Source organism: Vibrio sp. MM46, assembly GCF_027587135.1.
In the GTDB taxonomy this organism is placed as follows: Bacteria; Pseudomonadota; Gammaproteobacteria; order Enterobacterales; family Vibrionaceae; genus Vibrio; species Vibrio harveyi.
Map to the genome: position 1 here is coordinate 1 of NZ_JAPPTO010000028.1, position 21,337 is coordinate 21,337.

The window sequence follows — 21,337 nt, forward strand, 5'->3', positions numbered from 1 at the left end:
GTTTCAGAACCTCTGGATGAGGAACAGATGGCAAGGCTTAAACAAGCGTTAACCGAAAAGTACGGTAAAGCCATCACACTAGAAACACAACTGGATCCATCCCTTGTAGGTGGTGTGGTGATCACAGCAGGGCAGACCGTGTATGACGGCAGTGTCCTCACCAACCTAAGCCGATTGGCGACCAACCTACATGTGTAACGGGGTATAGAAATGCAATTAAATTCAAATGAAATCAGTGAATTAATCAGAGAGCGAATTGTTAACTTCAACCTCGAAAGTGAAGCGAGAAATGAAGGTACTATCGTCTCCGTTAGTGACGGCATCATCACAATTCACGGTCTTGCAGACGTTATGCAAGGCGAGATGCTAGAACTGCCAGATAACCGCTTTGCGTTGGCTCTGAACTTAGAGCGTCATTCAGTTGGTGCTGTTGTGATGGGCCCATATGCGGACTTGTCAGAAGGGATGAAAGTAAAAGGCACCGGTCGTATTCTCGAAGTGCCAGTTGGTAACGGTCTGCTAGGTCGTGTCGTGAACACGCTAGGTCAACCAATCGATGGTAAAGGCGCAGTGTCATTCGATCGTATGGACCCTGTAGAGGTCATTGCCCCTGGTGTTATCGACCGTAAATCTGTCGACCAACCAATCCAAACCGGTTACAAAGCGGTAGATTCCATGGTGCCAATTGGTCGTGGTCAACGTGAGTTGATCATCGGTGACCGTCAGACAGGTAAAACCGCGATGGCGATTGATGCCATCATCAACCAAAAAGAACTGGGCGTTAAATGTATTTACGTCGCAATTGGTCAAAAAGCATCGACGATTGCCAACGTGGTTCGCAAGCTTGAAGAACACGGCGCACTAGAAAACACCATTGTGGTGGTTGCGTCAGCATCAGAAGCGGCAGCACTGCAATACCTAGCGCCATACGCAGGTTGTACCATGGGCGAATACTTCCGTGACCGTGGTGAAGATGCGTTGATCGTATACGATGATCTATCAAAACAAGCGGTGGCTTACCGTCAAATCTCACTACTTCTAAAACGCCCACCAGGTCGTGAAGCCTTCCCGGGTGATGTTTTCTACCTCCACTCACGCCTACTAGAACGTGCAGCACGTGTTAACGAAGAATACGTAGAGCGATTCACTAACGGTGAAGTGAAAGGCAAAACCGGTTCTCTAACCGCACTGCCAATCATCGAAACCCAAGCGGGTGATGTATCAGCATTCGTACCAACCAACGTAATCTCGATTACCGATGGTCAAATCTTCCTACAGACTCAGCTATTCAACTCAGGCTTACGTCCAGCGGTTGACCCAGGTATTTCGGTATCTCGTGTAGGTGGTGCAGCGCAAACCAAAGTGATCAAGAAGCTGTCGGGGGGTATTCGTACCGCGTTGGCGCAATACCGTGAATTGGCAGCATTTGCTCAGTTCTCTTCTGACCTAGATGAAGCGACACGTCGTCAGCTTGACCACGGTGAGAAAGTAACGGAACTCATGAAGCAAAAGCAGTACGCACCAATGACCGTTGCTGAGCAAGCACTGGCGATCTTTGCAGCAGAGAAGGGTTACCTCACTGATGTGGCGTTAAACCAAATATCTCGCTTTGAAGATGAGTTGATGGCATTTGGTCGTACAAACGCGCAGCCGCTATTGGACAAGATCAACCAATCCGGTGATTACAACGACGAAATCGAGAGTGAGCTACACAGCTTGCTGAAAGAGTTCACTGCGCTGCAATCGTAGGACCACTAACAGGAGTCCGTTATGGCAAATACCAAAGAGATTCGCACCAAAATTGCTAGCGTGAGTAGCACGCAAAAGATTACGAGTGCGATGCAAATGGTCGCCGCCAGCAAGATGCGCAAAGTGCAGGAGAACATGCAGGCGTCCCGTCCTTACGCGGAGAACATGCGTAAGGTTATCGGTCACGTCTCGTCCGGTACGCTGGAGTACAGCCATCCTTTCCTTCAAGAACGCGAAGTGAAGCGAGTGGCTTACATCATCATCTCATCCGATCGAGGTTTGTGTGGTGGCCTGAACAGTAATTTGTTCAAAAAAGTATTGGCAGAAATGCAGGACTGGCAAGAGAAGGGCGTTGAAGTAGATACGACGCTCATTGGTTCGAAAGCAATCAGCTTTTTCCAGTCCCTAGGGAAAGTAATGGCACAGACTTCTGGGCTTGGTGATGCACCAAAACTGGAAGATATGTTGGGTGCGGTTAACGCCATGATGGAGCACTACTCCGAAGGCAAAATCGACCGCTTGTTCCTCGTTTACAACCAGTTTGTAAACACCATGGTGCAAAAACCAACGGTATTGCAGATGTTGCCGTTCCCTAAAGAAGACATTTCACGTGATAAAGAGGCTCGTTGGGATTACCTCTACGAGCAGTCTCCTCAAGACATTCTCAACCACCTGATTCAACGCTATGTGGAATCACTGGTTTATCAGGGTGTGGTTGAGAGTATCGCTTGTGAACAAGCCGCGCGGATGATGGCAATGTCTGCCGCGACGGATAACGCAGCGCAACTGATTGAAGACCTACAACTGGTTTACAACAAAGCGCGTCAAGCGGCGATTACTCAAGAGTTGAGTGAAATTGTATCCGGCGCACAAGCGGTTTAGAGAGAGAATTTGAGGTTTAAATTATGAGTATTGGCAAAATCGTCAAAGTCATCGGTGCGGTGGTCGACGTCGAGTTCGAACAAGGCAAAGGTCCGAAAGTTTACGACGCACTGAAAATCAACGATGGAAGCAACGGCTCACTGATGTTGGAAGTTCAGCAGCAGTTGGGTGGCGGTGTGGTTCGCTGTATCGCAATGGGTTCTTCGGATGGTCTGAAACGTGGTCTAGAAGTGGAATCTACGGGCAACCCAATCACGGTACCAGTGGGTGAAGAAACCCTAGGTCGTATCATGAACGTGTTGGGCCACCCAATCGATGAATGTGGTCCAATCGGTGAGCAAGTGTCTTACGAAATTCACCGTGATGCACCAAGCTACGAAGAGCAATCTAACAGCACTGCGCTACTGGAAACCGGCGTTAAAGTTATCGACTTGATTTGTCCGTTCGCGAAGGGCGGTAAGATCGGCCTGTTCGGTGGTGCGGGTGTAGGTAAGACGGTAAACATGATGGAGCTTATCAATAACATTGCTAAAGCTCACTCAGGTTTGTCGGTATTTACCGGTGTAGGTGAACGTACTCGTGAGGGTAACGATTTCTACTACGAAATGAAGGAAGCGGGCGTTCTCGACAAAGTAGCCATGGTTTACGGTCAGATGAACGAGCCACCGGGTAACCGTCTACGTGTTGCGCTAACAGGCTTGACCATCGCAGAACGTTTCCGTGATGAGGGTCGTGACGTACTGTTGTTCGTGGATAACATTTACCGTTACACATTGGCAGGTACTGAGGTATCGGCATTGCTTGGTCGTATGCCATCTGCGGTAGGTTACCAACCAACACTGGCAGAAGAGATGGGTGTGCTTCAAGAGCGTATCACGTCGACTAAAAATGGTTCTATCACGTCTATCCAAGCGGTTTACGTACCAGCGGATGACTTGACTGACCCATCGCCAGCAACCACGTTTGCGCACTTGGATGCGACGGTCGTTCTGTCTCGTAACATCGCTGCTTTGGGTCTGTACCCAGCGATTGACCCATTGGATTCGACATCACGTCAGCTTGACCCTCAAGTCGTTGGTCAAGAGCACTACGATGTGGCGCGTAAAGTTCAGCAAACGCTGCAACGTTATAAAGAGCTAAAAGACATCATCGCTATCCTGGGTATGGATGAGTTGTCTGAAGAAGATAAGCGCTTGGTATCTCGTGCTCGTAAAGTCGAACGTTTCCTAACTCAGCCTTACCACGTAGCTGAAGTGTTTACGGGCCAACCGGGTGTATTTGTTCCACTAAAAGACACCATTGCAGGCTTTAAAGCGCTGCTTGATGGTCAGTACGATGACATCCCAGAGCAGGCATTTATGTACTGCGGCAACATCGACGAAGTGCTTGAAAAAGCGAAAAAACTGTAAAGCGCGGGAGGCAATATGGCCATAGCGGTTTCACAAAATACGTTTCAACTGAATGTGGTAAGTGCGGAGGGCACTCTTTACTCAGGTCCGGCGCATGCTATCGCGGTAGCGGGTGCGGATGGTGAGTTAGGTATTCGTCCGGGTCACTCACCGCTTATCAGTAAAATCAAGCCGGGCGTTGCTCGTATTACTGGTGACTTGTCCAAGCCTGAAGAGATCCTGTATGTCTCTGGTGGTTTGGTCGAAGTCCAACCTGATGTGGTTACTGTATTAGCGGATACTGCGCTTCACGGTAAAGATATCGACAAAGCAAGGGCTGAAGAAGCTCGTAGAGCTGCGGAAGAAAACATTCGTGCTCATGTAGACGATATCAGCTTTGCACAGGCACACATGGAGTTGAACAAAGCATTGGCTCAGCTTCGTGCAGTTGAACTAACGATGAGAATTCGTTAGTCAACACTTCGGAATGCGGTCTGAAGGGTAACCAAACGGGGCAACTACGGTTTGCCCCGTTTTTTTATGGGGATTAGGTTTAGCAATGAGTCGTTTGTTGAGATAAGACGTATCAGTATTGCAAACACTTTTATATAGCGAGGAAAGCATGCTGGCGTTAGAATCCATCACCCAAATTCTGAATAACGAGTATCAAATTCAAATGAACCAACAATTTATGCTTCGTGCGTTGGAAGTATCACGCAACGCGCTGCCTGCCTGTCAGCCAAACCCGCCTGTCGGATGTGTGCTGGTCAAAAACGGTGAAATCGTATCAGAAGGGCACACACAAGCGATTGGTGGTAATCATGCAGAAGTGGAAGCCCTAAACGCATACAACGGAGACCTAAGTGACGTCACCGCGTACGTAACACTAGAGCCATGTTCATTTGTGGGTCGCACGCCAGCTTGCGCTAGAACCTTAGTGACTTGTGGTATCAGAAAAGTAGTGGTTGCTATGCTTGATCCTGATCCCCGTAATGCTGGTCGCGGTATCGAAATCCTAAAAGAAGGTGGCGTTGAAGTAGAAGTTGGCTTATGCGGTGAAGAGGCGAGTGCATTCTTGACCCCTTACCTAGGAAAATCCTGAGTGATTTTCAGAATATTCTTCGTCAATGCGAGGTTAAAACTCGCGAAAACATGCATAGACGCTCAAATCTAGAGTTCTGAGTCGTTAACTATCATACTGTTAGCTAAAATAAGGTCATGTCCTGTTTTATGTTTGCAAAATGAAGAGCACCGACTTAAACCTTATCCCCATTTTTGTGGCGATTTATGAAGAGCAGAACCTGTCTAAGGCTGCTGCTCGTCTTGATATCAGCCAACCTGCGGTGAGCAAAGCACTCGCTCGTTTGCGTGACATTTATGATGAGCCACTGTTCCACCGTAGCACATCGGGTGTCGAGCCGACCAGTTTTGCTATGGATATTTATCCTGCGATGGTCGCTGCGCTGAAAAACTTTACTTCTACCTTATCCGCTTCGAGCAGTTTTGATCCTAAAGTATCCAATCGTATTTTTTCCATCGCCTGCGTCTCAGTTGCCAGTTATGAGTTAATGCCGCAGCTCCTGCGCCAAATCCGTAAAAACGCGCCGAGTGTCGGTTTGGAAGTGCATCCTTTGTTCACGGAAGATTACGAAAGCGATCTGCGTTTACAACGATATGATTTGATTATCGATATGCCACCGCGTGGTCGTACTGTCCTCAAAGTAGAGCCTGTGTTTTCCGAGCGTTTGATGGTGGTGTGCAGTGCCGAGCATCCACGAATTCATGACTCTTGTTCTGTAGAACAATTTTTGGCGGAAGAGCACGTCGTGGTTTCGCGTTGGCATGCGCGTAAAAGTTTGATGAATGAGGAAGATATTGCAGATCTAGCGCAAAGGAATATCGTGTATCGCGCATCTGGTGCAATGGAAATGCTGCCAGTCATTAATGGTAGTGAATACATCGGTATGCTGCCGTTGTCGACCATTCAACACTTTTCAAAAACGTATAATATTAAAGCCGTCCCGCTTCCTTTTAGTGACAAAATTCATGACCTTTGTGCAATCTGGCATTCTAGTCGTCACAATGAAAGTGCGCATCAATGGTTGAGAGCTCAACTCAAGCAAGCAGGGAAAGCAATCGAAGAGTAAAGGACCAGTATGAAGACAATACGAGCCATTCTAAACGGTAAGAAAGCCGGAACGCCTGAGCTTCGCAGTGAGATCATGCGAATGCGAGAACAAGGTGTGGATCTGCAAGTTCGGGTCACTTGGGAATCACAAGACATGACTCGTTTAGTGAGTGAAGCGGTCAATCAAGGAATGAAACGTATTGTTGTTGCTGGTGGCGATGGCACCGTTAACGAAGCGGTAACAGCTTTGAATCAGATTGAGGCGAACGTTCGTCCAGAATTGGCCATTATCCCAATGGGTACGGCGAATGACTTCGCGACTGCTACGAAAATCCCAATCATGATTCGAGAAGCCATCGAACTTGCCGTCAATGGTGACGCTGTTGCGGTAGACTGCGTTCAAGCTAATGATCGCTATTTTATTAACATTGCTGCAGCTGGCTTTGGAGCAGAAATTACCGCTGAAACACCAGTTGAACTGAAAAACTTTTTGGGTGGTGGTGCCTACACATTAACCGGTCTAGTGAAGGTGCTTGGCTTTAAACCTTATGATGGCTCCCTCACAATTGAGCAGGGCAGTTATCAAGGGGAGATCTTGGTTGGGGCGTTTTGTAATAGTCGCCTTGCGGGAGGAGGTCAAGAGCTTGCGCCAAATGCATTGATAGATGATGGCTTAATGGACATTACTTTGGTGCATCCATTCTTGGCCCATGAGCTACCTCAGGTCATTGATGAAATTCAAAATCCAACTGAGACTGGGCAGTTTGTTAAGCATACTCAGGCGAGTTGGTTGGAGATCGATTTCCCTAAAGCACTGCCTTTAAATCTTGATGGTGAGCCTTATCGTTCCCGTAAAATTCGATTTGATGTTAGATCTAAAAGTATTCGCTTGGTCCTACCGCCCAATTGCCCATGCTTGAGCGTTTGTTAAGAGACGCACAAAAGCCACCCAATGCGGTGGCTTTGTACTTAACAAGAGTAAGGATCTCGTTTGAACGTGTGGCTTATAGCTTTTGAATCGTATCGACGTCGATTTGAGTCTTTGTCCATTCAGAGTCTACTTCACCACGAATGGCAACGCGATCTTGCGGTGATACGTCTTGACCCATCCAGTCTTCGTTATCGATCTCGACTTGAATCTCACCTGTGTTGTCTTTGAATAGGTAAGTCTCATTACCAAGTGCTTGAACGATGTTACCTGTCAACAGTACATAGCTATCATCAGATGCATTTTGCGCCGCTTTTACAGTGCTGATTGCTGCGGTTTCAGGACCGTTGAAGGCAGCCAATGCAGAGCCAGAAATTAGGGCTAATGTTGTCGTAATAATCAGTTTTTTCATGCTAATGGCTTCCTAAGTTAGAAGTAGTAAGTAGAGCCTACGTTGATTGATGCTGTGTTTGCGTAGCTATCAAGCTGGTATTTTGCGTTCGCGCCGATGGTCAATTGAGGGAAGATTTTGTATTCCGCACCAATAGATAGCATTGCACCGAGCTCATTATTTTTTTCAGAACGGTGGAACAAGGTGTTGTTCATTTCGACGTCGTCATTCATAACAAGCTCATGTTCTTCTGATTTGCTTGCTTTGGATTCGTACTGAGTGTAAGTCAAACCTGCTTTAACTTTTGTTGTCCACTTTTCGTTTAACGCATAGCTAAACACAGGCGCTAACGTAATTTGTTTGGCTTTGATTGAAGCGTCCCAATCCATTTCATGATGGTATTTTTGACCCTTGATATCGACAATTCCAAGATTTTTGGAACGACCATCATCAAGATCAAATTGGTTATAACCCAGTTCTACAGCCCAAGAATCATTGATAGAGTAGCCAATGAAGCCACCAAAAATACCGTCTTCCAATTCAGGGTTCAGATTCACACCGTCAGCTTGAAAAGATGGTTCAAAATCGTGATCTGTGGTGCCGAATCCGTATTCCAAACCCACGTAAGGTGCTGCTGCAACCGAAAATGAGCTTGCTGTGAGAATCGTCAGGACTGTTTTTTTCATTATATATTTACCTCTTCGTTTCGATGGGAGGCATTTTGTGTGAAGAGTCGTGAAGTGTTCGTGAAGAAAAGACTAACGTTTGAAAATTAATAAAAAAACTCCTCACTAAGGAGGAGTTTGTCAGTTGCAAAGGTATGGTTAATACACCGTGCACCACTCATTTTTCATGTCAATGAGGTGCCAGTTATCACGCTGATTGGCTTCATCCATTGCTTTATCTAAATGACCCACACTGGACTTGCGGTCGTATTTCCACTCACGCTCTTCGTCGGTATGGTGAACGATCATCGCCATAGAGTTTGGTTGACTGGTTGCCCATTGCATCATCGCGTGGTCACCGTCTGAGTTACCAATCGCGAGAACGGGTTTCTTACCGATGATGTGCTGAATGTTCTCAACTTTACCGGCTTTGTCATCAATCGTGAGGATTTCACCTAACTTGGTCACGGTTGGCTTACCGTCGTTGTAGTCGTACTTGTATTTTAGCGCGCTGCCAATGATTTGCTCTTCGGGAATACCGTACACCTCTGGTGCCCAAACGCGCATAAAGTCTACACCGCCACCTGATACGATGTAAGTCTTAAAACCATGCTCTTGCAGGTAGGTGACCATTTCGCGCATTGGTTTGTATGTAAGTTCGGTATAAGCTTTGCCAAAGCGTGGATCTTTCGCGACTTTCAGCCAATCGGCGACTTTTTGCTGATATTCCTCTACCGTCATACCACTATGAGTGACCTTGACGATCTCAAGTAGTGCTTTTTCACCGCCTTTGAAGACGCCTTCAATATCGTCATTCAGTACAGATTTAAATGGTTCTTGTGTCTTCCATTCTGGATGGTCTTTTGCCATCAGTTTCACTTCGTCTAGCGCATACGCCAGTTGGAAGTAAAACGGTTTTTCTGACCATAACGTACCATCATTGTCGAACACCGCGATGCGGTCTTGTTCTGCAATGAAGGTTTTTTTCGAAGCATCAGTAGATTGATCAACATAGTTAACAATCGCAGATTTACTTGTGCCATGTTTCCAAGAAGGTAGTAAGTTTGGATCGCAATCTAAAGCCATCGCTGAGAATGATAAACCAGATAAGACTGCAAGGGCACAGATGTGTTTCTTCATATTATTATTTACCTAAGTTTGAATGTATTGTTTGTATACATTTGAGGTTAAATGAGAACAACGTAGGTTTAGCCTCTTTCCCTAACCATTTCCCTAACCAAGAGACGTCTTAATTGGTAAGAATGCGCAAAGGGGCCGTCACGTCGTTTCTCATGCGTAATCGTGCTTAATCAGCATCTTTCGCAAGGCGAAGTCCCATGTCCGACATAATTATAGACTGGCTGGCGAAGTCTCGACGGAAATTCTCTGATTCATCAGAATCATAGGCAAAACTGCCGCCTCGTACGGATTTGTGTGCTAAGCCTGCTTTTTCGTCTTTAGCGTTGTTTGGATTTTCGGTTGGACCAAAGCGGTAGAAGGTGTCGTCATAAGCATCAATAACAAATTCACCAACGTTGCCTGTCATGTCATAAAGACCGAGTTCATTGGGTTGCTTCTGACCAACGGGGTGAGCTTGGTTTTTAGAGTTGTCGGCATACCACGCCACATCAGCAATGTTGTTTGAGCCTGCGTAAGTGAAACCTTGGCTCTTCTTACCGCCTTTCGCGGCAAACTCCCATTCCGCTTCTGTCGGCAAGCGGTAGTTTTCACCTGTGAGTTCGTTCAACTTCTCGATGAAGTAATTCGCCTGCTGCCAACTCAAGTTATTAACCGGAATGTTTGCACCTTGGAAGTAACTCATTGAAGAACCCATGACAGATTCAAACAATTCTTGAGTGACCTCGAATTTGGAAATGTAGAAGTCGTCTACCTTTACTTCGCGTGCTGGGGTTTCTGCCTTCTTGGCGGAGTCGCTGTCCGATCCCATGACAAATGAACCGCCTTCAACCAACACCATGTCTTGATCAATGTTGAGCGCGATAGGATGCGATGATTGAGTTGCACAACCACTCATTAATACGCTGAATGATAGAATAGAAAGTGCGGTTAACGATTTGCTTTTAAATGATTTCATCAATAGTTTCTCGCCAAAAAAGTCGCGATAAATATTAGCAATAAACGCTATGAAAAAAGGTTATAAACGGTATAACAAGCCTCTTGTATTAATGAGATTTATGATTAGGTCATCAAGGTGAGAATGGCACGCTTATGAGTGTTCTCAGCTGAATTTCATAACGAAAAAGGTGACGTATGCACATTACTCAAGGCCCTCAGTTCAACGGTAAAGCTTCTAAGCGTTTACATGTCATGGCAAAGCCTATTGGGGCGGCTTGTAACATTGATTGCACTTACTGCTATTACCTCAGCAAGCAGGACTTACTTGAGTATAAAAAAGGCTGCACGCCTGTGATGGATGAAGAGACTCTAGAAACCTACATTCGTCAGTACATTGAAGGGCAGAACACGCCGGAAATCATCTTCTCTTGGCAGGGTGGTGAACCAACGATGTTGGGCTTGGATTACTTTAAAAAGATTGTTGAGTTTCAATCTAAGTACAAGCCTGAAGGCGTGGCCATTTCTAACGATCTACAAACCAATGGCACCTTGCTCAACGACGATTGGTGTGCATTTCTGAAAGCAAATAACTTCTTGGTCGGTTTGAGTATCGACGGCCCAGAAATGATGCACAACGCTTACCGAACCAACCGCGCAGGTCGTGGTACCTTTAACCAAGTGATGAAGGCTGTTGAACTGCTGCACAAACACGAAGTAAAGTTCGCAACGCTGACTTGTGTAAACAATCTAACCAGCCGCAATCCTCTTGAGGTATACCGATTCCTGCGTGATGAAGTACGCTCACCGCAAATGCAGTTCATTCCCATCGTGGAACAAAAAACGTTCCGTACTACCGCACCTCAAACATGGCAGCCGCAAGAGCAGCTGAAACAAGGTGACAAGCGTCTTATTCCTGGTCACAAAGACTCTGTAGTAGAGCCTTGGTGTGTGGCAGACGAGGCGTGGGGTAACTTCCTTATCGCGATTTTTGATGAGTGGATTCAACACGACATTGGCAAAGTGTTTGTGCAGTACTTTGAAGCGAGTGTCGAGACTTGGATGGGGCGCAAAAACCCACTTTGTACACTGGGCGAGATTTGTGGCAAAGGCTTGGCAATGGAACCAAACGGTGATGTTTTTGCTTGTGACCACTACGTTTATCCAGAGTACAAGATTGGCAACATCCACCACGAAAAATTAGACAAGTTGGCCTATGGTCCTGATCAGCAAAAGTTTGGCTTTGCCAAGACTCGCTCGTTAACCAAGCAGTGCCAACAGTGTGATTACCAATTTGCTTGCTACGGTGAGTGTCCGAAAAACCGTTTCATCCGCACCAAAGACGGTGAACCCGGGTTGAACTACCTGTGTGCAGGTTGGAAAAAGTTCTTCTCTCATGCTGATAAGGCAATGGCATACATTCTTCGTGCAACGGGTAACCCTGTGGCACATGGCAAATACAGTGATGCAGTGTTACGCCAACAAGCGGTGAAGCGTCCTGTATTCGAAACCAAATTTTAAGGGGATTGATATGACATTCTCAAAAACACTGTTAGTTGTCGCTTTAGGTATCACCGCAAGCCAATCTGTCATTGCACAAGATGAAACCTTGCTCGCACCAGACCAAGTCTCATCAGCGAGCGTGACAAGCGCTCAAAAAGCAAACTCAGCGCAGATGTCGCCACAGCAAATGGTTGCGAAGCTGTCTTATCAAGCGCAGGACATCAAACAACCCGTTGAAAAGCGTATTGAAGCACTGCACGAGTTGGCGAACTACCCAAGTCAAAACGCGCTGGTAGCGGTTGCACGCAGCCTTCAAGACCAAGACCCTGCGGTTCGTGAAGCCGCGATTGTTGGAGCAGAGCCATATACGATTGAACATCGTTGGCGCATGATTGAGCCATTATTGAGTGACCAAGAAACCATGGTTCGCATTACTGCGGCGACCAACTTAGTGCGTGATTTTTCTAACGTGAGCAGCGAGCAAAAGCAAACGCTTGAAGCCCCGGTTGCTGAACTGATCAGCTATTTAGAGAACAAGCAAGATAACGGTTCCAAACTGTTATTGGCGGATGTCTATCGTTGGCATCATGAATGGGATAAAGCGGATAAAATCTATCAAGCTTTGGTGATCAATCAGCCGGAGAATTCACAGATCTGGTTAAGCTTGGCGGACAACTACCGAGCGCAGCAACGCGATGCCGATGCAGTAAAGACGCTGGATTCTGCAATTAAGCTTCATCCTGACAACGCATCTTTGCATTACTCGAAAGCGTTAACGCTTGTGCGTCTTGATGACAAGAAGAGTGCAGCTTTAGAGATTGAGAAAGCAGCCAACATGGCGAAAGATAACAGTTACTTCTGGTACCTCAATGGTGTACTGCAAGAAGAGTACAACCTAGACAAATCGGTGAAGTCTTTTGAGCAAGCGTATTTGATTTCTGGCGCGCCGGAGCAGCTTTATGCGGTTTGTGACATTTATGTTCGCTACGACAACCCGAAAACAGACGAGTGCTTGGGCGAACTAGAGAAAGTCGCACCAAGCTACGTGATTGATCAATTGAAAGAGAAGAAAGGGCAGAAGAACGCCAAAGTAAGTAGCTAAGACCATTCTGGCTCTTTTCTAAGCTTGTGCTGTTATACCCAAGTAACCTCAAGATGCTAGGTTCAGCGAGAATGACTTGGTTTGTAGACGCGGTGGCGATTTAAAGATCTAGTCACTCTAAATCAAGAATCGACAACAAAGTATACAAGCCAAGACAGCTCGCCCTTCGGGAGCGTGTCATTGCCCCGATCTCTGCGTCAAACAACTTGGAAAGAGCTGGCTATTACGCGGCGTCGTTTTCCTTGACCTCGAATCAATGACAACGCTCTGAATCCTGCATCTTGAAGTCACTTGGGTATACATAACAGACTGAGAACGGTACATTGAGGCGATTGAACTCCTTGATCCAACGCCATTGGTTATCTTGGAGTTTATCGCCTGGACCTTTCACCTCTATCCATTCAAATTTCCCTTCTTTAAATGCAATCAAATCCGGCATGCCGTTTCGATAGAGTTTCAGATCACTTAACTGCACGTTAAACAGTTCGACCAACAGGTCATTAGGGATATGTTCAAGAGCTAGGGATATCAGCTCTTCGTTCACGTACGCCCAACTGACGAAGGGATTACTGACCCCAACTTTATCTCGGTATGTATCAAACAACGCCTGCGTCTTCCCTTGTTGAACTTGCTCAAGCGCATTGTCGATAAGTTGTTTTCTTTTGTCGGCAAAATCGGCGTGATACAAATCCAATGGTCGATGTTGATAAGCGTTAATAAATGCCCCCTCTATTGGTGCAAAAATCGCATCCCACAAAGTTAAGCCTAACAAGCCGTTGAGTAGGGTATTCTCAGAATAGAAAACGGTCCAACCTAAACTTTCGAAATGTGCTTTGGTTGCCAGTTCAACACGTTGCTGTGATAGATCCAATTCGATGTGGTATTCGTTGCATTTAGGCTTGGTGGTTCTCGGGACTTTAAAGCCCTGTTTACGTTTAACGCGTTGTTCAAGCTTTTGTGCCACTTCAAGCTCGGAAACATCAATAGGGTGAGCGAGCATGTCAGTGACAATGTCACAAAATAAATCGTTTTGTTCCAGCTTGTCGTAGATGCGAGCACGACGTTCTCGACTTGGGGCGAGTGTGGTTGTTTCAAACAATGCAATTGCAATCTCAAGCTCGTTTATGCGTTCGTAATCACGCGCAATGTCGTTAATTATGTGCTCACGCTTACGGTCGACGTAGCGATGTTCTACCTGCTTTGGCATCGCTTCGACAAGAATGTCGAGATTCGCTTTTTGTTTTTTGTCACATTGCCAATAGAGATTGGAAAGTTCGTTGAGTTCAATAAGGCGATCGATTTGCTCTCTGCTCTCAAAGAATCGGCGCGCTTTACTTAACTGGTATTGTTCGAATTGGTGTAAGCCTAAATCGTCGAGCACGAACTGACTGAGGTCTTGATGGGTATTAGCAAAAAACAGCGTCAGCAAAACATCAATCATGTGCGCGGAGTTAAGCTTAATCACCGTGAAATCCAGAGCCTCAAATAGCTCAAAACGCTCTTCACTCAGGCATGCTACTAATGCTTCTTTCTTGAGGGATTTAGGATGCTCAGGATAGAGCATGACGATCTCTGGCTTGGTCAGTAGATTCGCTGCTAATTCTTGCGTTGTTAGGTCAGGGGAGAGCGAGACAAAATCATGAGTTGCCAATTCATCCAAAGCCGACTGGATGTTCTCAATTTCTTGGTAGTTGAGTTTGTCGCTGCGAAACCAACACCCTTTACGGCTGTATAGGCGTACAAGAAGGCACTGCGCAGGCTTGCTTAAGCTCTCAAACGCGGATAGCCATTGATGTTCATCTTGGCTAAGTAAATCGCTGTACCACTTGGTAGCGTGCTGTGTGAGCTTAAAGAAGTTATCGAGATAGTAATCTGGTGCGAGTTCGACGGTGTTTTCCATAACCAACTAACAATAAAAAAGGCTTAACCCATAGGTTAAGCCTTTTTCGAATCAATTTCTGCAGATCTACTAGATAAATAGAACTGGACTGGCAATTAAGCGTTTTTCAGTTGTGCTACTTTCGCTTCAGTCAGTGGCTTAGTGATGAACGCCAGTACGATACATACCGCCATCATTGCCGCTGAGATAGTGTAAGCAAGCGTGTAACCGTCACCGTTAGTCATTGAGAAACCAACAACAGCAGCACCGATTGCACCACCGATACCCCATGCTGTGTATAGCACGCCGTAGTTAGTACCGTAGTTCTTCAGACCGTAGAATTCAGCCGTTAGAGTAGGGAATACTGCTAGAAGCGTACCGTAGCCTACTGCTGCGATTGCTGTACCGATGATCAGCGTAAACTCAGTTTTGAACGTTGCGAACAGAACCATGTTGATGCCCTGTAGAACGAACGCTAGAAGAAGAGTACGAACGCCACCGATCTTGTCTGCAAGCATACCTGCTGCTACACGACCGCCTGAGTTAAATACCGCAAGGATAGACGCTAGGTAAACCGCGTTTGGTAGGTTCGCTTGAACGCTTGCAATAGTCGTGATGTTACCGATGATCATAAGACCAACAGAAGCTGCGAACGCGTACATGATCCATAGAGAGTAGAACTGTGGCGTTTTAAGCATTGCTTTCCAAGTTAGGTCGTCAGACTTCTTCACAACCTTAGGCGCTTGACCTTCTTTTACTTTAGGCTCTGCTGGCGTGTAATCCGATGGTGGGTTGCTGATTGTTGCAGCTAGAGGAACTGCGATAGCAAGGATACCAACACCAAGAACTAGGAAGCTCGTTTGGATGCCCATGCTGTCAATCAGCGCAGAAGTCACAGGAGCTAGGTAGATAGCTGCTAGACCGAAACCTGCTGCGATGATGCCGTTAACCATACCTTTCTTAGATGCGTGGAACCACTTCATTGCTGAAGGAGAAAGACACGCATAACCAAAACCGATACCTGCACCAGTGATCACACCGAAAGTGATGTTCAGCATTAGTGGTGAGTTAACAAAACCAGACGCGATCATGCCTAGACCTGTTAGAACAGTACCTAGAATAAGGATCAAACGTGGACCCATACGGTCTTGAAGAATACCTGCAACAAGAAGACAGATAGAGAAAGTAATAGTTGCAGTCGCATAAGGTGCAGATGCTTCTGCTGCGCTCCAGCCTGACTCAGTCACTAGTGCTTTGTTGAATACACTCCAAGCATACAGGATGCCAAGACAAAGGTTGATACAGAATCCTGCTAGCAGGATGCGCATAGCTTTATCAATCTTGCTCATTTTTGTTCTCAGTAATACCTCTTGGCAGATAGCAAAGAGGAGTCGGTTTAAAGATAGGGTTTACTCAAAATAAGTTTGCATTTTTCAACGCATAACGTAATGAGCGCGGATTATAACCAATAAATGTGTGATTGGAATCTCTTTTTACCCCTATTACTAAAAATAATTCGAAGCATTAAAAATGGTTGTAATGAGAGCGTTTTATATATGAAGGAAATGTTGATCTAACGTAAAGAATCGTTGGTTTGGTAGTGAGATCCTAAGTGAAACAAGGTTTATAGCTAGAGCATGGGTATTTGGCTCACAGTTTAAGCAAAAAGTTTCAAAATATTTTAGTGTTAATGTTCTGTAACAAAAGTGGGCAAAATAGAGACTGTTTTCTGTAAGTGCAGGATCTAAAGGGTTTATAAATTAGAGAATGTTAACTGCTTGTAATAACTTGATTCAAAAGGAGGGGGTGAACATAAATTGAGCAAAAAATGTGCTTGTAATTGCTAAATAGATAAGCAAAATAGGGCGCAAAATGAGTTTTCATTAATGAAAGGATGCTTTTCTCTACTCGTAGTGAGGTGACTTATGAAATTGTTCCTATTACTTATGGCTTCTGTTTCTGCAGGTGTCGCATCAGCAGATCACATCCATTCATTCATGCTAGGTCTTTCTATTGCATCGCTTGCAGTAGGTAGCTGCTACTTCTTCGCATTCCGTAGTTCGCGTTTCCCACAGCTTGCTTTGTTCTTACTGATCTGTGGCATGTTATCTAAATTGACGATTACGGTAATTGGCGTAATGTGGGGTATGTCAGCCGAGCTGATTACATCTCCAATCGTGTTTGCTTTGTCTTACTTGTTCTTCTCATTAGCGGTAACCTACTTGTGGTTCAGCTATCGTCAAAGCATCACTAAGATTCCAGAGCGCTTTAAAGCTGCTTAATCAGCGTCACTTATAGCCGAATACAAAAACGCCAGCGATCATCGCTGGCGTTTTACTTTTTGCAGTTAAAGCGTCACGGTAAGCGGCGGTTCTGGAACTTCCAAGAAACACGCTATCACGCGGTACAATTCGCCTTCCGCGACGGTGATCTTACCATCAGACTCAATTGCTAAACGACACGCTTTAACGAACTGTCGCCGTTGAAGGGGTTTAAGTTGCAACAACAGCTCCAATGCAGCGCGACTTAAACGCCAGTTGTTGTTTGGCGCTTCCAATGTCGTTTCTGCAAATCCTAGCGAGGTGAGCGAAGCGTTGAATGCGCTTTGTGCACCTTCTCGTTCTGAATGCGTGACCCACGCCAATTCACGTAGCAACCAGTGCACGCTTTCTTGGAGTTGCTTGAATGTCTTGTTTTGGCGAGTAGAGCCAAAAGGCGCAAGAAGCTGCTTTTCCAGCAAGTTAATGACGCACCATTCACCCAGTGAGTAGTGATTGTCCGTTTGAGACAACTCTCGCAACACTTGGCAAAGTCTGTTTTTCTGACCTTCACTCATTGATTTAAGTGCTGGGATGGCGAGCTCTAGCAGAGGAAGCCTTAAGTGCAGGGGCAAATCGTAATCCAGCCATGGTAACAGCTTTGCGTGCGAGACCATTGGAATATGACCTTTGATCATCTCACGTTGCACATCGCTGCCATCAAAGATCAGGAGCAATGCAATAAAGCGCGAACTGTAGGGTTCACGGGCAATGTCTACCAAGTCTTGGGGCAATTGGCTGATCAGTTGTTTTCCTGTGTCACTTAGTTCTGAGGAAGTTGGAGTGACACTTTGTGGTTCATGGTCTTGAGAGCCGAAATCGGCATCCGAAGCAAATCCGCTGACTTGTTCATGAGCAAACGTCGAAGCTTGGCTATGATTTCTGCGCGAAAAACTGCCGTCCCAGTTGGGTTCAATGCGACGGATTCGTTCTTCGAGAGGCGGGTGAGTAGCAAAGAAGCCGGTGAAGCCAGACAAACTGCTTTGTCCAAACATCATGTGGCTCATTTGGCTGCTCGCTTGTGCATCCAAGCTAGAGCCAGATGCGTGACCGCCAATCTTTTTCAACGCACCTGAAATACCTTGGTCATTACGAGTAAACTGAACTGCACTCGCGTCCGCCAAGAACTCACGTTGTCGTGAGATAGCTGCTTTGATCATTGAGCCAAATAAAGTACCAACCCAACCGAGCACCAAACACACAACCGCGATCAGCATGATGACAGCGAAGCCTTTATCGGAATCGGAAGAGCTTCTTGATGAACGGCTAGTGTAGTGTGTATTGTCGAGAACCAAGTGACCCAAGTGCGCAATACAAGTAATGCCGAACAAGACGCCAATCAAGCGCGTGTTCATGCGCATGTCGCCATTCAATACGTGGCTGAACTCGTGGGCAATGACGCCTTGCAGTTCATCACGAGAAAAGCTGTCGAGCGCACCTTGCGTGACACCTATAACGGCATCATCAATGCTCATACCTGCAGCAAAAGCGTTAATGCCTCGCTCTTCTGGCATCACATAAACAGGGGGGACAGGAATGCCAGAAGCAATCGCCATCTCCTCTACCACATTAAGTAATTGGCGGTGTTTTGTGTCCGTTGTATTTGAGGAAATAAGCTTACCTCCAATACTTTCAGCGACGCCACTACCGCCATTGGAAGAAAGTTCAGATAGGCGGAACATAGAGCTGATTGCGACGACCAGTACCACACCTGCAAAGCACAGCAAGGTGTAAGTAATAGCGGTGCGTTGATCAAATGGCTCGCCGGTTACTACGTAATAAATAGTAATGGATAGTACGCTGACCAAACTTGTGATGATTAATACTGCTAAGGAGAACAGAAACACCAAAAGCCCGGTACGCTGACGTGCGGTATCTTGATGGTCGAAAAAATCCATTAGAACTCAACCTTTGGCGCTTCTTGGATTGCTTCGCTGTCTGCAAACTCCAGCAACTTACCATCTTGGAAGCCAAACATATTGGCAAACAAGACTGGTGGGAAAGTCTGTTTGTAAGTGTTGTAGCTGGTAACAGCATCATTGAAAGCTTGGCGAGCAAAAGCGACTTTATTCTCCGTGCTGGTTAGTTCTTCTTGCAACTGAGTCATGGTTTCGTTGGCTTTCAGTTCTGGGTAAGCTTCAACGACGACGTTTAACTTACCTAGTGCATTTTGTAGCATGCCTTCTGCTTGTGCCAGTTGGCTAATTGCCGCATCGCTGTCTGGCGCGTCACTTGCTGCTTTCAAGCCCGAAATTGCCTGGTTACGCGCTTGGATGACTCGCTCGAAGGTTTCTTTTTCGTGTTCCATGTAACCTTTCGCTGTGCTGACAAGATTTGGGATCAGGTCGTAACGACGTTTTAACTGAACCTCAATCTGAGCAAAGCTGTTTTTAAAGCGATTACGCAGCGTCACTAGTTTGTTGTAAATACTGACCGCAAACACCGCGATAAGCAAAATGATGACGATGAAAACAATAAGTGAAGTCATAGTAAGTTCCATTTTGTGAATGTATTTGGACTTTATATAAGTAGTTGAGATATTAAGCAAATTAGACTTACTTATAATGTGCAATGTTTTGTAATTATGGGACGTATTGCGTATTCAGTATGAGGTGTCAAAGAGAGGAAAGGTGGTGACAAGGTCTGTGGAATAGAAATAAAAAAGCCCGACAAAACTGCCGAGCTTTTACGAACTAGTGATTGTGATTAGCGCTTACGCTGACATTGGTACAAGAACCATAGTACCGATGATCACAGTAATCAGACCCGCTAGAACTGGCACTGATGTGCGTTTTACTACCTCAAATGGGCTGATGTTTGCCATACCTGAAGTAGCAACGATTACGCCAGATACTGGCGAGATAGTACGACCTAGGTTAGAAGCTTGTAGCATTGGGATGATTAGGAACGCTGGGTTCAAACCCATTTTCGCAGCCAGTGAAGGAGCAAGTTCAACGAACGCGTAGAATGGTGCGTTACCAGAACCTGTTGCAATTGCTGCCGCCACGGTTAGACCTGTTAGGATAAGCATTAGTGCGATACCGCCTGCGCCTGCGTTATCCGCAAGGTGAAGAAGGTTGTCGATCGCACCGATAGACATAAGACCTTGAGCAAACACACCAGCAGCAACCAAAAGCATTACTACACCCTTAAACGCATCCGCCATGCCTGTGTAGCACGAGTCTAGATCTTCAAGAGATTTCTTACCGTCGAATTTATTAACAACGTAATGAATAACCGCACCTAAGAAAATCGAGCCAACCACGATCGTGTAGATATCTAGGCTTAGACCAGGGATTGTGCGACCGTTGAATAGGAAAACACCGATGATAGGTAGGAAAGGTAGCGCAGCGTAGAATGCTGGAGCATCTGCTTTGATCTCAGATACGTCGATTCTTTCCATTGGTGTGTTGTCTTTCTTATCTAGGTATTTGTTCCAGAAGAAAGCGGCTGCCGCCATTACGATGATTGCACAGATAGAAACAGGAAGTACGGTTTGAACCGCAAATACGTCAAGCGCGAGACCAGATTTTTCTGCTGCGATAACCACGTCGCCTGATGTTGGCGACAGAATGATTGCCGCTGGTGAAGCACACACTGCCACTGCTGCTGGACGAGAAATACCCATTGCCGTCATCATAGGGAATAGGGTCGCCATTAATAGCACGCCCAGACCTGTTGCTGAACTCACTGCAAGAGACATCAAACATGCCACGATGTAAGCCGCTACCAAAAGGACGTATGGAGACTTGATAACAGAAAGCGGTTTAGAGAACTGTTTTACAACAACATTGTTTGCGCCGATATGTGTCATGTAAGACGCAAAACCACAAAGTAGCATGATTTGCATACCAAGACCGCCGCCACGGTATTGAAGCATGTATTTTACGTACTCTAGTGCGTCCGTCACCATATTACCCGTTGAGGTTACTTTTGATGGCAGAACGTCATGGCCAAGAATGCCAGTCATAAGAAGCAAACTAATACCTGCGGTTAATAACACGCCAGCAGCTTTGTAGCCTTTGACAATGAAATAACCCACAGCAATGGTCACTACCAAGCCAATTAAGAGCTCTAACATAGGGTTGTCTCCAGATATTATGAAAAAAAGAAAGAAACTGTTTCAGTTTATGTCTGGGAATTTACAGAATTCTTTCCTGTGGCACGAGACTAAATTAGAGCTAGCATGATCTAAAACAAATAATAGATTAATAAATAATTGCATTGGATTATATTGTTTAAATTACGTTTTTTAGGTGTTATGTACTAGTTTTCTGGATTTTAAAGAAACGAAAATATGAACATTCAATCGAATAAAAATCGTACTAAAT

At 45.8% G+C, this 21,337-nt stretch carries 20 protein-coding genes; 11 read left to right on the plus strand and 9 right to left on the minus strand.

The window, feature by feature from the left end; all coding sequences use genetic code 11:
* The 8 genes from OH459_RS23355 to yegS all read left to right on the plus strand — a co-directional run.
* Window positions 1–198: F0F1 ATP synthase subunit delta (locus OH459_RS23355; RefSeq protein ID WP_269989013.1), on the plus strand; the 198-nt coding region annotated here is incomplete at its 5' end.
* Window positions 199–210: 12 nt separating this feature from the next.
* On the plus strand, window positions 211–1,749 hold the full coding sequence (atpA, locus tag OH459_RS23360; RefSeq protein ID WP_009699258.1) for a F0F1 ATP synthase subunit alpha: 1,539 nt from the start codon (window positions 211–213) through the stop codon (window positions 1,747–1,749).
* 21 nt (window positions 1,750–1,770) lie between these two features.
* A complete protein-coding gene (atpG, locus tag OH459_RS23365; protein ID WP_005431811.1) occupies window positions 1,771–2,631 on the plus strand; it encodes a F0F1 ATP synthase subunit gamma in 861 nt (286 codons plus the stop codon).
* Between the two features lie 23 nt (window positions 2,632–2,654).
* Window positions 2,655–4,040 (plus strand): F0F1 ATP synthase subunit beta, encoded by a 1,386-nt coding sequence (atpD, locus tag OH459_RS23370; protein ID WP_017188899.1) that lies wholly within the window; start codon window positions 2,655–2,657, stop codon window positions 4,038–4,040.
* 15 nt (window positions 4,041–4,055) lie between these two features.
* Complete coding sequence (locus tag OH459_RS23375; protein ID WP_005431788.1) at window positions 4,056–4,493, plus strand: F0F1 ATP synthase subunit epsilon; 438 nt, start codon at window positions 4,056–4,058, stop codon at window positions 4,491–4,493.
* Window positions 4,494–4,695: 202 nt separating this feature from the next.
* A complete protein-coding gene (locus OH459_RS23380) occupies window positions 4,696–5,121 on the plus strand; it encodes a bifunctional diaminohydroxyphosphoribosylaminopyrimidine deaminase/5-amino-6-(5-phosphoribosylamino)uracil reductase RibD (RefSeq protein WP_029789899.1) in 426 nt (141 codons plus the stop codon).
* A 139-nt stretch (window positions 5,122–5,260) separates the two neighbouring features.
* Window positions 5,261–6,166: a LysR family transcriptional regulator gene (locus OH459_RS23385; protein ID WP_017188901.1), complete on the plus strand. Its 906-nt coding sequence runs from the start codon at window positions 5,261–5,263 to the stop codon at window positions 6,164–6,166.
* A gap of 9 nt (window positions 6,167–6,175) precedes the next feature.
* Entirely contained in the window at window positions 6,176–7,078 is a 903-nt protein-coding gene (yegS, locus tag OH459_RS23390) for a lipid kinase YegS (protein WP_269989014.1), read from the plus strand.
* 73 nt (window positions 7,079–7,151) lie between these two features.
* On the opposite strand, the gene OH459_RS23395 is transcribed toward yegS, so the two are convergent.
* The 4 genes from OH459_RS23395 to OH459_RS23410 all read right to left on the minus strand — a co-directional run bounded on the left by OH459_RS23395 (window position 7,152) and on the right by OH459_RS23410 (window position 10,226).
* Window positions 7,152–7,487, minus strand: a complete 336-nt coding sequence (locus tag OH459_RS23395) for a YgiW/YdeI family stress tolerance OB fold protein (protein WP_005447161.1) — start codon at window positions 7,485–7,487, stop codon at window positions 7,152–7,154.
* 17 nt (window positions 7,488–7,504) lie between these two features.
* Window positions 7,505–8,152, minus strand: coding sequence for an AcfA family outer membrane beta-barrel protein (locus OH459_RS23400; protein ID WP_269989015.1), 648 nt, complete (start codon window positions 8,150–8,152; stop codon window positions 7,505–7,507).
* Window positions 8,153–8,290: 138 nt separating this feature from the next.
* Window positions 8,291–9,271, minus strand: a complete 981-nt coding sequence (locus OH459_RS23405) for an HAD family hydrolase (RefSeq protein ID WP_269989016.1) — start codon at window positions 9,269–9,271, stop codon at window positions 8,291–8,293.
* A 166-nt stretch (window positions 9,272–9,437) separates the two neighbouring features.
* A complete protein-coding gene (locus OH459_RS23410; protein ID WP_017188903.1) occupies window positions 9,438–10,226 on the minus strand; it encodes a formylglycine-generating enzyme family protein in 789 nt (262 codons plus the stop codon).
* Window positions 10,227–10,402: 176 nt separating this feature from the next.
* On the opposite strand from OH459_RS23410, the gene OH459_RS23415 reads away from it, so the two are divergent.
* Window positions 10,403–11,725, plus strand: a complete 1,323-nt coding sequence (locus tag OH459_RS23415; protein ID WP_009697236.1) for an anaerobic sulfatase maturase — start codon at window positions 10,403–10,405, stop codon at window positions 11,723–11,725.
* Window positions 11,726–11,735: 10 nt separating this feature from the next.
* Window positions 11,736–12,809 carry a tetratricopeptide repeat protein gene (locus tag OH459_RS23420; RefSeq protein WP_050903261.1) on the plus strand — a complete coding sequence of 358 codons (1,074 nt, stop codon included), beginning with the start codon at window positions 11,736–11,738 and terminating at the stop codon, window positions 12,807–12,809.
* 253 nt (window positions 12,810–13,062) lie between these two features.
* Here OH459_RS23420 and OH459_RS23425 read toward each other — a convergent pair whose 3' ends face one another.
* Complete coding sequence (locus tag OH459_RS23425) at window positions 13,063–14,709, minus strand: VRR-NUC domain-containing protein (RefSeq protein ID WP_269989017.1); 1,647 nt, start codon at window positions 14,707–14,709, stop codon at window positions 13,063–13,065.
* 95 nt (window positions 14,710–14,804) lie between these two features.
* On the minus strand, window positions 14,805–16,037 hold the full coding sequence (locus tag OH459_RS23430; protein WP_269989018.1) for an L-lactate MFS transporter: 1,233 nt from the start codon (window positions 16,035–16,037) through the stop codon (window positions 14,805–14,807).
* 576 nt (window positions 16,038–16,613) lie between these two features.
* Here OH459_RS23430 and OH459_RS23435 point away from each other — a divergent pair.
* Window positions 16,614–16,970: a hypothetical protein gene (locus OH459_RS23435; protein WP_005447150.1), complete on the plus strand. Its 357-nt coding sequence runs from the start codon at window positions 16,614–16,616 to the stop codon at window positions 16,968–16,970.
* 65 nt (window positions 16,971–17,035) lie between these two features.
* On the opposite strand, the gene OH459_RS23440 is transcribed toward OH459_RS23435, so the two are convergent.
* From OH459_RS23440 to dcuC, 3 genes are all read right to left on the minus strand, one after another.
* On the minus strand, window positions 17,036–18,904 hold the full coding sequence (locus tag OH459_RS23440; protein ID WP_269989019.1) for a M48 family metallopeptidase: 1,869 nt from the start codon (window positions 18,902–18,904) through the stop codon (window positions 17,036–17,038).
* Complete coding sequence (locus OH459_RS23445) at window positions 18,904–19,494, minus strand: LemA family protein (protein ID WP_005447146.1); 591 nt, start codon at window positions 19,492–19,494, stop codon at window positions 18,904–18,906. The genes OH459_RS23440 and OH459_RS23445 overlap by 1 nt, the downstream gene beginning before the upstream one ends.
* Window positions 19,495–19,719: 225 nt before the next feature.
* Window positions 19,720–21,087, minus strand: a complete 1,368-nt coding sequence (gene dcuC, locus OH459_RS23450; protein WP_005447145.1) for an anaerobic C4-dicarboxylate transporter DcuC — start codon at window positions 21,085–21,087, stop codon at window positions 19,720–19,722.
* Window positions 21,088–21,337 lie beyond the last annotated feature (250 nt).